Origin of the sequence: Neobacillus notoginsengisoli, assembly GCF_003515685.1 — a bacterium.
Classification (GTDB): Bacteria; Bacillota; Bacilli; order Bacillales; family Cytobacillaceae; genus Bacillus_D; species Bacillus_D notoginsengisoli.
Genome location: NZ_QWEG01000011.1, coordinates 1 through 12665, shown reverse-complemented (window position 1 = coordinate 12665; position 12665 = coordinate 1). Strand labels below are relative to the sequence as shown.

At 44.7% G+C, this 12665-nt stretch carries 12 protein-coding genes; 9 read left to right on the top strand and 3 right to left on the bottom strand.

From position 1 onward, the window contains the following. The first annotated feature begins 138 nt into the window (after nt 1-138). The gene (locus D1B31_RS16700; RefSeq protein WP_118922490.1) at nt 139-681 is read left to right on the top strand and encodes an outer spore coat protein CotE; all 543 of its coding nucleotides are present in this window, start codon (nt 139-141) and stop codon (nt 679-681) included. 69 nt (nt 682-750) lie between these two features. Here D1B31_RS16700 and D1B31_RS16695 read toward each other — a convergent pair whose 3' ends face one another. Next, a complete protein-coding gene (locus D1B31_RS16695) occupies nt 751-1686 on the bottom strand; it encodes a 4Fe-4S binding protein (RefSeq protein WP_158587577.1) in 936 nt (311 codons plus the stop codon). A gap of 144 nt (nt 1687-1830) precedes the next feature. Here D1B31_RS16695 and D1B31_RS16690 point away from each other — a divergent pair, with 144 nt between their 5' ends. Beyond that, nucleotides 1831-2034 (top strand): hypothetical protein, encoded by a 204-nt coding sequence (locus D1B31_RS16690; protein ID WP_118922486.1) that lies wholly within the window; start codon nt 1831-1833, stop codon nt 2032-2034. 73 nt (nt 2035-2107) lie between these two features. On the opposite strand, the gene D1B31_RS16685 is transcribed toward D1B31_RS16690, so the two are convergent. Beyond that, on the bottom strand, nt 2108-2548 hold the full coding sequence (locus D1B31_RS16685; protein WP_118922484.1) for a cupin domain-containing protein: 441 nt from the start codon (nt 2546-2548) through the stop codon (nt 2108-2110). 231 nt (nt 2549-2779) lie between these two features. Here D1B31_RS16685 and mutS point away from each other — a divergent pair, with 231 nt between their 5' ends. From mutS to D1B31_RS16665, 4 genes are all read left to right on the top strand, one after another. After that, nucleotides 2780-5398: a DNA mismatch repair protein MutS gene (mutS, locus tag D1B31_RS16680; RefSeq protein ID WP_118922482.1), complete on the top strand. Its 2619-nt coding sequence runs from the start codon at nt 2780-2782 to the stop codon at nt 5396-5398. Between the two features lie 14 nt (nt 5399-5412). Continuing rightward, on the top strand, nt 5413-7392 hold the full coding sequence (mutL, locus tag D1B31_RS16675; RefSeq protein ID WP_118922480.1) for a DNA mismatch repair endonuclease MutL: 1980 nt from the start codon (nt 5413-5415) through the stop codon (nt 7390-7392). A 144-nt stretch (nt 7393-7536) separates the two neighbouring features. Next, nucleotides 7537-7962, top strand: a complete 426-nt coding sequence (locus D1B31_RS16670; RefSeq protein WP_118922478.1) for an organic hydroperoxide resistance protein — start codon at nt 7537-7539, stop codon at nt 7960-7962. A gap of 142 nt (nt 7963-8104) precedes the next feature. Continuing rightward, the gene (locus D1B31_RS16665) at nt 8105-8731 is read left to right on the top strand and encodes an NUDIX hydrolase (RefSeq protein WP_118922476.1); all 627 of its coding nucleotides are present in this window, start codon (nt 8105-8107) and stop codon (nt 8729-8731) included. Nucleotides 8732-8804: 73 nt separating this feature from the next. On the opposite strand, the gene mreBH is transcribed toward D1B31_RS16665, so the two are convergent. Beyond that, a complete protein-coding gene (mreBH, locus tag D1B31_RS16660) occupies nt 8805-9812 on the bottom strand; it encodes a rod-share determining protein MreBH (protein ID WP_118922474.1) in 1008 nt (335 codons plus the stop codon). A gap of 323 nt (nt 9813-10135) precedes the next feature. Between mreBH and miaA the strand changes: the two genes are divergently transcribed. The 3 genes from miaA to spoVK all read left to right on the top strand — a co-directional run bounded on the left by miaA (nt 10136) and on the right by spoVK (nt 12510). Further along, nucleotides 10136-11089: a tRNA (adenosine(37)-N6)-dimethylallyltransferase MiaA gene (miaA, locus tag D1B31_RS16655; RefSeq protein ID WP_118922885.1), complete on the top strand. Its 954-nt coding sequence runs from the start codon at nt 10136-10138 to the stop codon at nt 11087-11089. Nucleotides 11090-11118: 29 nt separating this feature from the next. Continuing rightward, a complete protein-coding gene (gene hfq, locus D1B31_RS16650) occupies nt 11119-11349 on the top strand; it encodes an RNA chaperone Hfq (protein ID WP_118922472.1) in 231 nt (76 codons plus the stop codon). 213 nt (nt 11350-11562) lie between these two features. Then, nucleotides 11563-12510 (top strand): stage V sporulation protein K, encoded by a 948-nt coding sequence (gene spoVK / locus D1B31_RS16645; RefSeq protein WP_118922470.1) that lies wholly within the window; start codon nt 11563-11565, stop codon nt 12508-12510. Nucleotides 12511-12665: the final 155 nt, after the last annotated feature.

Genomic DNA, 12665 nt, shown 5'->3' with positions numbered 1-12665 from the left:
ACACAGTCACATTCATGGGCATTTTGCATATGATGAAGCATGCCTAACCATTTATCCAATGCAGCAATAATTTAAGTGCACCCAAGTCTGTACGTACGCATAGGATGAAGTGAAACTGAATGAGGAGGGTTTGCTCGAATGGGAGATTACAGAGAGATTATTACAAAAGCAGTCGTAGCAAAAGGACATAAATTTACCCAATCCCAACATACGATTTGTCCGGCTCATAATCCATCCAGCATACTTGGCTGCTGGATTATCAATCATAAATATGAAGCGAAGAAAGCCGGCAAGACAGTAGAAATCCACGGCTCCTATGACATCAATGTGTGGTATTCGTTCAATGATAATACAAAAACAGAAGTCGTCACCGAACGGGTCCGCTATACTGATGTAATCAAGCTGAAGTACAGGGACAAAGACTGTATCGATGATGACGGCATTATCGCCAAAGTCGTTCAGCAGCCGAACTGCTGCGAAGCTGTCATCTCAACGGGCGGAAATAAAATCGTTGTCCATGTGGAAAGGGAATTCGCTGTAGAAGTAATTGGAGAAACGAAAATCTGTGTCAGAATCAATCCCGATGGCTGCGATTGTGACGATGAGTGGGATATCGGATTGGATGATGATGAATTCGAAGAGATCGACCCAGATTTCCTGGTTGGATCGGAAGAAGAATAATCAGCAACTAGGGAGATTCCTTCCTAGTTTTTCTTTTGCAAAAGGCAAGGAGCGGCCTTGCCTTTCAATTTAAACGCTATAAGGACTAAAATACCCGTTCTTGCTTCTCGTATCGCATATGTTGCATAATGGCCCAGGACTTGATACGTTTGGATTCTTCCAGGTGTGGAAGGGAGTGTTGCAATCGGGGCAAGTCAATCGTTCAACCGCCAATTCCATAGGCTGTGAAGGATAAGCTCTTTGCACGATTTTGATGGCATCTTTTCCGCAAATATCAACACAGAGGCTGCAGCCGTTACAGGAGCCGCTGTTGACGGATAACAGTCCTTCTTTAAGAGAAAAAACCTGTTGAGGACACATTTTAAAGCAAGCTTCACAAAGATTGCACTGCTCCTGGTCAATAATCACTTCATATACCGCATAGCCAGGAAACATGGAAGTGATTTCAAATTGATTCTGATTGAACCTCCATTTCGCGGGCGTAATGGTTGCCGCAGCTATTTTTTTGCCTTCAAATGCGGCTTTTATGAAGAAGGATCTCCTAGTAAAGGTGGGTTCTTCGTTGTAAACAGGAATGGAATCTACGATTGTGAATGGCTCATAACCCATCGCGGTAAGAAGTGAATCCGCCTCTTTTAGGATGTGAATGTCTGGGCTAGCCGTACTGTCACAGTTAACGTTCCTCACACCTCTTTTGTAAAAATAAAGCAGTTCCTTAACCGATGGAAAAGGGCTATCCTCGATTAGAAGTGTCTCATTCACGATTTTTCGTTCCGGTGATCTCCCTGTAATGGCCTGTACCGGACAGACTGGAACACAATGGCCACAGTTCGTACATAATGAGGAATCCCTTTCCGCCCCTTGCTTTGAAAATGATATCGCATTTTCCGGACAGTATGGAAGGCACTCGGCACAGTTGCTTTTTGGGCTTTGAGATCGGAGGCAAGCCGAGGAAATTTCAACATCGTATGCGAGGCTTTCCAACCAAGTTGTCAAGATTGACATGCAACTCATCTCCTGCCTTTTTCCTTCATTGTAACCTGTTTTAATCATGAAAAGCTTATAATGCTCAAAATTTCACAAATGTTTTAAAAGTAATACCTACATAAAGAATATATTAGTTGGAATGATACGTGTAGGAGGTGTAGTATGACTGAACCAAATAGACCGGGGAATGAAAAAATGCCTGATTTTAAGGAACTAGGGGACAGGGTTATTGCAGAAGCGCCCAAAGGCCCCTTTCTAGTCATTAAAACGAATTTGGACCCGGATTATCCAACGGAAGATAATCCTTACTATGAAAACAAAGAGCAGACTGATAATGGCAAGTTCAAGGAATACTTTTCAGACTAATTGAGAAAAGCAGAATCAATTCTATTGCAACAAAAGCAGCCCCGAATGGAGCTGCTTTTATCTTTCTATTTTTTCAAAGGTTGAAAGACAGTTGAAAATACTGGCTGCCGTTATTCCCGTAGAGCGGTTCTTCAGTGAACCATTGGACATCTTCATCCGTATCATTTGCTTCAAAGCCGGCTGCTTTGAAATCAGGGCTAACCGAAACTTTTCTTTTTTCGGTTCCAGCGGGAAAAACAATGAGGTCGCCAGGTTTTACTTCCAATTGTACTTTTCGAACTCCGCCGAGTTCAAGTGCGGCACTGCCTTGCATGACCCCAAGAATTTCATGACTCGATCGGTGGTTGCGATAGTATCCTAAGATACCGCTGCCCCATTTGCGAATCAGTTCCCGTTCATTTTCAATCGTTTCCTCTTTTAGCGCTCCAGGATAATAAAGGACTGGCTTTGGCATGCGGCCCGGTACATAACGGTTTTCCAATAAATAAATGACCTTTACATCAGAATATTTCATACCAACCCTCCCGATATCAGTCATATCCACATTTTTCTCTTGTCTTAATCTATGGAATTCTTCCCTAAAAACTGAATAATTAAACAACTCACCCTTGTTTCCAGTTGGTTTTTGCCGTCCAAAAGAACAAAATGCGTTTCTCCGGACCGGATAAGGAGGGATTTATGCTATAATAGATTGTCGAAGGAACTCGAATAAAAAAACATATAACATGTAATTTTGGAGGCTAAAATGGCAGCTTACACGCCGATGATCCAACAATATTTAAAGATAAAGGCAGAGTACCAGGATGCCTTTTTATTTTTCCGCCTAGGCGATTTTTACGAAATGTTCTTTGAAGATGCGCTCAGGGCTGCGCAGGAACTGGAGATTACCCTGACAAGCAGGGAGGGGGGGACAGAAGAAAGGATTCCGATGTGCGGTGTCCCCTACCATTCTGCTCCAACCTATATTGAACGTTTAATAGAAAAGGGCTATAAAGTAGCCATTTGTGAACAGACAGAGGATCCAACACAGGCAAAAGGGATTGTCCGCCGGGAAGTTATCCAGCTGATTACCCCGGGAACAGTCATGGAAGGCCGAAGCCTCCATGAAAAAGAAAATAACTATTTAGCGACTGTAACCCATTTTTCAGATGGTACATACGGATTCGCCTATGCCGATTTGTCCACTGGCGAAAGCAGAGTCACCCTTCTGCCTGCAAAAGAAGAAGAAGTCCTGAATGAAATTTCCGTTCTCGGCGCAAAAGAGGTCGTCATTTCAGCAGACCTTGATGAAGGGCTGCAAAAGAAAATGAGGGACCGGAATGTGCTTGCGATCTCGTATGAAGAGCAGACGGGATTGGATGAGGCTTATTCCACGCTTACAGAAGATTTGAACCAGGATAAATTCAAGGTGACTGTGGCGAGACTGTTCAACTATTTACACCGCACCCAAAAGCGGAGCTTGACCCACTTGCAGCCGGTAACAACTTACCAGGTCCACCAGTATATGAAAATTGACTACTATTCAAAACACAATCTGGAGCTGACAGAAACAATCCGCTCAAAAGGAAAGAAGGGTTCGTTACTCTGGCTGCTTGATGAAACAAAGACAGCGATGGGTGGAAGGCTTCTTAAGCAATGGGTTGATAGGCCGCGCATCGACAGGGAAGAGATCGAACGAAGACTCTCAGTGACCGGCCAATTTATGAATGCTTATTTTGAGAGGAAGGAACTTCAGGAAGGGCTAAAGGAAGTATATGACCTAGAAAGGCTTGCCGGCAGGATCGCATTTGGAAATGTGAACGCCCGTGACTTGAGACAGTTGCTCAGGTCCCTTCAACAAATTCCTTATCTTCATGAAATCCTTTCCCGCACTCAAGGAGAAGAGACGATCGACCTGGCCCGGAAGCTGGATTATTGTGAAGAGATTGTCGATTTGCTGGAACAATCCATTGTCGATAATCCGCCGATTTCAATCAAGGAAGGAAATATCATACGCGATGGTTTTAATGAACAGCTTGACCAGTATCGAGATGCAAGCCGGAATGGGAAATCGTGGATTGCCCAGCTTGAAAGGGAAGAACGGGATAGGACCGGGATCCGGTCTCTTAAAATAGGCTACAACAGGGTTTTTGGCTACTATATTGAGATTACTAGGGCGAACCTTCATCTTTTGAAAGAAGGCCAGTATGAGCGCAAGCAGACGCTTGCAAATGCCGAGCGGTTCATTACACCGGAGTTGAAGGAAAAAGAAGCACTGATTCTCGAAGCGGAAGAAAAATGCGGGGAGCTTGAATATGAGCTGTTCAGCGAGATACGTGACAGGATCAAGGAACAAATCCCAAGACTTCAAGCATTGGCAAAAGTAGTCAGCGAGATGGATGTGCTGCAAAGCTTTGCGGAAGTCAGTGAAGAACGAAAATATGTAAAACCTGAATTCTCGGATAACCGGGAGATTTTGATTGAAGAAGGAAGGCACCCAGTTGTAGAAAAGGTGCTCGATTCCCAGGAATATGTCCCGAATAGCTGCAAAATGAATGGAGACCGTGAAATTCTCCTGATTACCGGCCCGAACATGTCAGGTAAAAGCACATATATGCGCCAGGTGGCTCTGACGGCCATACTCGCGCAAATTGGCTGTTATGTACCGGCAACTAAAGCGGTCCTGCCAGTCTTCGACCAAGTTTTCACGAGGATTGGCGCGGCGGACGACCTTGTATCCGGCCAAAGTACATTTATGGTTGAAATGCTGGAGGCTAAAAATGCAATTGCAAATGCGACCCAGGATAGCCTTATTTTATTCGATGAAATCGGACGCGGAACCTCCACGTATGATGGAATGGCGCTTGCCCAGGCTATTATTGAGCATGTTCATAATTGGATTGGCTCGAAAACACTGTTTTCAACCCACTACCACGAATTGACTGTCCTGGAGGACGAACTTGACAGGCTTCATAATGTACATGTGAGCGCGATTGAACATCAAGGCAAGGTGGTTTTCCTTCACAAAATTAAGGAAGGGCCGGCAGATAAAAGCTATGGCATCCATGTCGCTGAATTGGCGGGGCTTCCGAAAGAACTGATTATCCGTGCGAACGAAATCCTTACCTCGCTCGAGCAGGCAAAAATCGAAGAGCCGGTTCCGGCCATGCCGGATGGAACGTCTGAAGTGAATGAGGCTGTTGCCCCGTCATCCGGAACGGCTCAGCTTTCCTTCTTTGCTGAGCCTGTTAAGGCAAAGAAACAGGAGTTTAGCGGCAAGGAAAAGAACGTAATCGAGAAAATCCGCGAGTTGGATATTTTAGATTTAACCCCGTTGCAGGCGATCAATGTCCTTTATGAATTGCAAAAGAAAATTAAAAATTAGCCGGGGGTGACCGAATGGGAAAAATCATTCAGCTTGATAACGCCTTATCGAATAAAATTGCGGCTGGCGAAGTTGTCGAGCGTCCGGCTTCTGTCGTCAAGGAACTCGTTGAAAACTCGCTTGACGCAGGAAGCACTGTAATTGAAATAGATGTCGAAGAGGCAGGCCTCACAAAAATCAGGATCATCGATAATGGGGAAGGAATTGTGGAAGAAGATGTTTCGAAAGCCTTCCACCGCCATGCCACAAGCAAAATTAAAGATGAGACCGATTTATTCCGCATCCGGACGCTCGGATTCAGGGGGGAGGCCCTGCCTAGTATCGCTTCTGTATCGCGTCTGGAGATGAATACTTCGACTGGTGATTCGGCTGGTACGAGGATTGTCGTAGAAGGCGGCAAGGAAACCGCCTTTGAAAAGACATCAAGCCGAAGAGGAACGGATATTACTGTGACAGATTTGTTTTTCAATACACCGGCGCGCCTGAAGTATGTGAGAACGATTCATACTGAACTCGGCAACATCACGGATCTCGTAAATCGGCTCGCCTTATCCCACCCAGAGGTTTCCTTCAGGCTTACTCATAACGGAAAAAGGCTGCTGCATACAAATGGGAACGGAGATGTCCGCCAAGTCCTCGCTGCTATTTATGGTATGGCGATTGCAAAGATGCTTGTCCCGCTTGAAGGCAAATCTCTTGATTACCGTATCTCAGGGTTTGCTTCGCTCCCGGAAGTAACAAGGGCATCGAGGAATTATATCTCCACCATGATTAATGGCCGCTTCATCAGAAACTTTGGCCTTGCGAAAGCTGTCATGGAAGGATATCATACACTGCTTCCGATAGGGCGCTATCCAATCGCGCTATTAAATATTGAAATGGATCCAATCCTCGTGGATGTCAATGTCCATCCTTCCAAAATGGAAGTTCGAATCAGTAAAGAAGCGGAACTCTATGAACTTGTTAAGAATACAATTTCCACTTCGTTTAAAGACAGACTGCTGATCCCATCAGGAGTAAAGGTGGAAAAAGCGGAAAAGCCTAAATCAGAACAGACTTTTTTTGAACTTGAAGGTGCACGGACCGTAAAACCTGTCAGTCCAGCCGATGGCAAGTTCGTACGAAAGGAAAATTTCAAGTCGTATGGACAAGAAGGCAACTTACGACATGAATCTCCATCTTCCAACGTGTTTCAACGTCCGGTAGACAAGGATGAGGATGCCAGCCATGGAAGCGGGGGAGTTGGTTCCTTGGCTGGGAAATCGGAAACCCCGTGGTCAGGCCTGCCAAGCCAGGTAAAGGAAATTCTTTTGCCAACAGGAAGAACTGCGACATCTCAAGATCTTCCTGTTGATTCTTCCTGTGACGTAAGTGTCCAGTCAACGAATGAAGCAAGAGAAGTACAATTGGAAAGAGTGCCGCGCATGTACCCGATAGGGCAAATGCATGGCACGTATATTCTCGCCCAAAACGAAAATGGCCTTTACATCATCGACCAGCATGCGGCGCAGGAACGGATCAAATATGAGTTTTTTAGAGAAAAGGTTGGACAGGTAGCAAACGAGCTGCAGGATCTGCTTGTTCCGCTTACATTCGAGTACTCAACAGATGAATGTGTGAAAATAATGGAATATAAAGACGAGCTCGAAAAGGTCGGTGTGTTCCTGGAGGACTTTGGTCCGAACAGCTTCATTATTCGTTCCCATCCCCAGTGGCTCCCGCAAGGGGAAGAAAAAGAGGTAATTGAAGGAATGATTGAGCAGCTTTTGTCCATGAAGAAGGTGGATCTTAAGAAGCTGAGAGAAGAGGCGGCAATCATGATGAGCTGCAAAGGGTCGATCAAGGCGAATCATTATCTGCGGAATGATGAAATTCAAGCCCTCCTGGATGAACTCCGCCTCGCGTCGGATCCATTCACCTGTCCGCACGGCCGGCCAGTTATCGTTCACTTCTCTTCTTATGAGATGGAAAAAATGTTTAAACGTGTAATGTAAGAAAGGCATCCTCCTGCAATCGATGTGGGAGGATGTTTTTTTGCCATATCTCGTTATTTCCTGCCATGTGTAAGGGTCATCGCGTTTAAGCTTCCCACATGAGTGGAAAACAGATAAGAACGAAATGGAAAGGGGATAGGATAAATGGGTGAAACTTTATTTACGTCATCTGTCACAGCGGTTGGAGGAAGGGAAGGACACGTCAAGTCTTCTGATGGAATTATCGATTTTGATATTGCGAATCCGAACACGCAGAGGGCGAAAGAGATTCCTGAAGCAACAAATCCCGAGGAGCTTTTTGCCGCTGGCTATTCTGCCTGCTTTGATGGCTCCCTGCAGCTCATGGCAAAAAAGGAGCGTATTACGTTTGACTCTGAAGTAACCGCAAATGTAAGCTTATTAAAAGACGAAGATGATGATGGCTTCAAACTCGCAGTTACTTTACAGGTTAAAGGGACGGGAATTGAGAAAGGCAAGCTGGAAGAACTTGTTCAAAAAGCACATGAATTTTGCCCGTATTCGAAAGCTACCAGAGGAAACGTTGATGTCACTCTTGAAGTAGTCGAATAACTCGTTACGAGACAAGCTAAATTGGAGTGTAAACATATATTGGAATGAAGGTGCTGCCGCCAAAGCAGCACCTTTGGTTGTATACCTTGTCTTTTTTCGATAAAATTGGAAAAAGCAAGATGTATCGTGGAGTTGATAAGTAATGAAGCCTGAAATCATTTCGAAAAAATTGAAAGCACATACCCCGAAAATATTGGGGAGTGAAAATTTTTCCAAATATGCGGTCCTCCTTCCCCTTATCCAAACAGAAGAGGGGATGTCTGTTGTATTTGAAGTGCGTTCGATGGACTTGCGCAGGCAGCCTGGGGAAATTTGCTTTCCTGGTGGAAGGATGGATCCCGATGACCTTAACGAAAGAGAGGCAGCTATCAGGGAAACAACGGAAGAGCTTGGATTAAGCCGTGCCGACATTAGCGGGGTTTCCCCTCTGGACTATTTGATCTCTCCTTTTGGCATGATCATTTATCCATTTGCGGGGTTTATTGATGACGCGGACAAAATAAAACCGAATCCCGCCGAAGTAAGCGAAATTTTCGCGGTTCCACTCAGCTTTTTTATAGATGCCAAACCGGAAATCTATTCGATCCATTTCAAGGCCGAACCGGAAGAGAATTTCCCCTTTGAACATGTAGCAGGAGGGAAAAATTACAACTGGCGAATGAGGCATATGGAGGAGTATTTCTACCATTTTGAAGGAAGAATCATCTGGGGGCTGACAGCGAGAATCCTCGCCCACTTCATCGCGATTATGAAAGAGGATGGTAATTAAGAAACCATTTGATAAAAGATACTTTTGGCAAAAAAACGGACCTCTTTTGAAGAAGAGGCCCGTAAAGGGGTCTTTATTTTGCAACTGTCTGTAGTTTTCCGATAAACTGGAGAGCCTTGCCGGTTCCGATGGCTACGGATTCAAGCGGTTCTTCGGCGACGTGGACCGGGACAAAGATTTCCTTTGATAGCCACTCTTCCATCCCTTTCATAAGGGCGCCTCCACCGGTAATAATGACCCCGCGGTCAACAATGTCGCCGCTCATTTCTGCAGGGCAATCTTCGAGGGTCGCCCGGATTGCTTCAAGGATTTGCAAAAGCGGTTCCCTTAATGCTTCCCGGATTTCATAGGAAGAAAGGGTAATCGTCTTCGGAAGTCCTGTTACAAGGTCCCGGCCGCGGATCTCCAATTTTAACTCTTGGTGATCCACAAGCGCATAGCCGATTTCCATTTTGATTAGTTCAGCGGTGCGCTCGCCAATCAGCACATTATATTCATTTCGGACATGCTTAATAATGTCCTCGTCCAAACGGTCGCCGGCAACCCTGATTGAATGGCAGGCAACAACTCCACCAAAAGAAATAATCGCTACTTCTGTTGTTCCACCACCGATATCAACAATCACGTTGGCAACTGGCTCATCTACAGGCATCCCAGCCCCAATCGCGGCAGCGACGGGTTCTTCAATAAGATGGATTTTTTTGGCGCCAGCATTCCTGACTGCATCATGGATTGCCCTGCGTTCAACACTGGTCGAACCGGAAGGCGTGCATACGACAACATCTGGTTTGCGGATGGAAAGGCCGATTTTTTTGGATGCTTTTCTCATTATGTGGGTTAGCAGCTCGGTAGTCACATCGTAATCAGCGATGACGCCATCCTTTAGAGGACGAATCGCGACGATTTTGCCGGGAGTTTTCCCAATCATTTCCTTTGCTTCTTTCCCAACCGCCAGCACAGTTTTTGTTTCAGTATCGATGGCAACAACTGACGGCTCATTAAGCGCAATTCCTTTATTTTTGCTATAAACGAGAATATTGGCGGTACCTAAATCAATACCAATTTCAGCATTTGACAACATATTTCATAAATCCCCCTATTCTTTCAGTCCCTGAAGGCAGGATGAACAGCCCGGACAATACCTTTTATACACTAGTTAGAGAAAAAAACTTCTCACTAAATAGACTTCTATTAGACTACCATTGGTTTGTGGGTAGATGCGCGTTTGTCATGGAATCGTTATCGAAATGTAAAGAAACATGTAAAATTATGCAAAGTTTGCGAAAAAAGCATAATGACTTGATTCTTTGATAATAATTCTATGGTGGTTTGCATGAATTTTGGTTAAGTCGGGTGCATTGTGTATAATAGTGTCATCTGACAGTGGAGGGCAGTGTGAGTGTTTTGGAAAGGAAGCAAAAAATAGTTGCGATCATCGGCCCGACAGCTGTGGGTAAAACAAAGTTGGGCATTGAAATAGCGAAACATTTCAACGGCGAGGTGATAAGCGGGGATTCCATGCAAATATACAGAGGAATGGATATCGGGACAGCAAAAGTAACGCCCGGAGAAATGGAAGGCATTCCTCATCATTTAATTGATATCCGAAATCCTGATGAGGTTTTTTCCGTTGCCGAGTTCCAAAGTCTTGTTGAAGAAAAAATAACAGATATTTCATTAAGAGGAAAACTTCCGATCATTGTCGGCGGGACGGGTCTTTATATCCAGTCGGTTCTTTATGATTACGAATTTACCGAATCTCCAGCTGACCCGGCGTTCCGCGAGAGGCTTGAGAAGCTGGCGCGGGAGGAAGGAAATGAGGCTGTCCATCGCGAGTTGGCTTTACTTGATCCCCGAGCCGCTGAACACCTCCATCCGAACAATGTGCGCAGGGTCATACGGGCATTGGAAATTATCAAGTCTTCAGGAATGCCGTTGGAAGAGAACAGGAAGCACAATCAGCCTGGGCAAAAATATGATGCTGCGGTTATTGGGCTGACCATGGATCGGGAAAAGCTTTATGATCGAATAAATCAGCGGGTGGACAAGATGGTTTCGGAAGGCTTGATTGAAGAAGTCCAGAGCCTATACAATCAGGGGCTTCGAGATTGCCAATCCATTAAGGCAATTGGCTATAAGGAAATTTATGATTATTTGGATGGGAAAACCACTTTGGAAGAGTCGATTGAGATCTTGAAACAAAATACGCGGCGCTATGCGAAGCGTCAGCTAACCTGGTTTCGAAATAAAATGGATGTGGAATGGGTTAATATGACAGCGGAGACGGACTTTTCAAAAAAAGTTAGCGAAATTTTTAAGGTTATTGAAGGAAAGCTTCAACTAAAATCGAATACATAACAGTAGAGATAAAAGAGGAGGATTTTTACATGAAAACAGCCATTAATATCCAGGATCAGTTCTTAAACCAGCTTAGAAAGGAAAACACCAATGTGACCGTGTTCCTTTTAAATGGATTCCAGTTAAGGGGGCAAATCAAAGGGTTCGATAATTTTACCGTTTTGTTTGAATCAGAAGGAAAGCAGCAACTCGTGTACAAGCATGCCATTTCGACATTTGCACCAGCACGGAATGTCCAGCTCGACTTGGAAGGACAATAATCCGACTGGATTTTGATAAAAGAAGGCCTGAACTTTCAGGCCTTTTTTAATTTGCTGAAATGATTTATTAAAGGTTGAATATTATTATTAGAAGGAGTTTCTTTCCGGCTATCATCTCGATTTGCCACGTTCCAACTATGGACCTTTCTTAGACAGGACATGGAACCGCACAGCCCAGAATGCGTATACTGTTTTTTAGGAGAGGTGAACGCTTTGGATCAGCCTATGCGCATGAAAGAAAATGGCCAGATCAGCATCGTCTTGAATACCCAAAAACGGAAGACTCCGGCCGCGGTTCCCCATGAAACCTTCCTCCCGCCCGGCATCGCAAAGAGCGAGCATGCCGCTTTAAAGGAAATTGAGGAGGAGCTTGGTACGCTTGTCGGCATGGAGGAAATGAAAAGGACGATAAAAGAAATCTATGCCTGGATTTATATAAATAAAAAAAGGGAAGAAGCGGGTTTAAAAGCCAAAAAACAGGCACTCCACATGATGTTTAAAGGAAATCCCGGTACAGGCAAAACAACGGTTGCCCGGCTGATTGGAAAGCTTTTTTTGAAAATGGATGTCCTCTCCAAAGGGCATCTAATCGAAGCAGAACGTGCTGATCTTGTTGGTGAATATATTGGCCATACCGCTCAGAAAACGCGTGATCTGATTAAAAAAGCATTAGGCGGCATTTTATTTATTGATGAAGCCTATTCTCTAGGCAGGGGCGGAGAAAAAGATTTTGGCAAGGAAGCAATCGATACTCTCGTCAAGCATATGGAGGATAAACAGCATGAATTCATTCTTATTCTTGCGGGCTATTCGCGGGAAATGGACTATTTCCTTTCGCTGAATCCGGGACTTCATTCGAGATTTCCGCTTGTAATAGATTTTCCTGATTACCGCATTGACCAGCTAATGGAGATAGCTGATAGAATGGTAAAGGAACGGGAATATATTCTGAGCAGTGAAGCCGAACGGAAGCTCCGTGACCATCTTATTTGGGTAAAAGCAATCATGCCACCAAACGGCTTCTCAAACGGCCGTTACATCAGAAATGTGATTGAAAAAACGATCCGGGCACAGGCAATGAGGCTCCTTTTGCAAAATAGATATGACAGATATGAGCTAATGACACTCCGCAGCAACGATTTGATTTTGGAAGAAACGTAGGAGGGCCGGAAACGGCCTTTTTGAGTTATTGCGTGCCCAGGCAAGCCGTTAATTGCTAATTGGTGAAAGTCCAATCTGAGTAAGTACCAAGACGCTCATTAGCTGACAGGCAACTGGTGGAGAAATCCTAAGGTTGAAGCCCTGTGACAACGTAA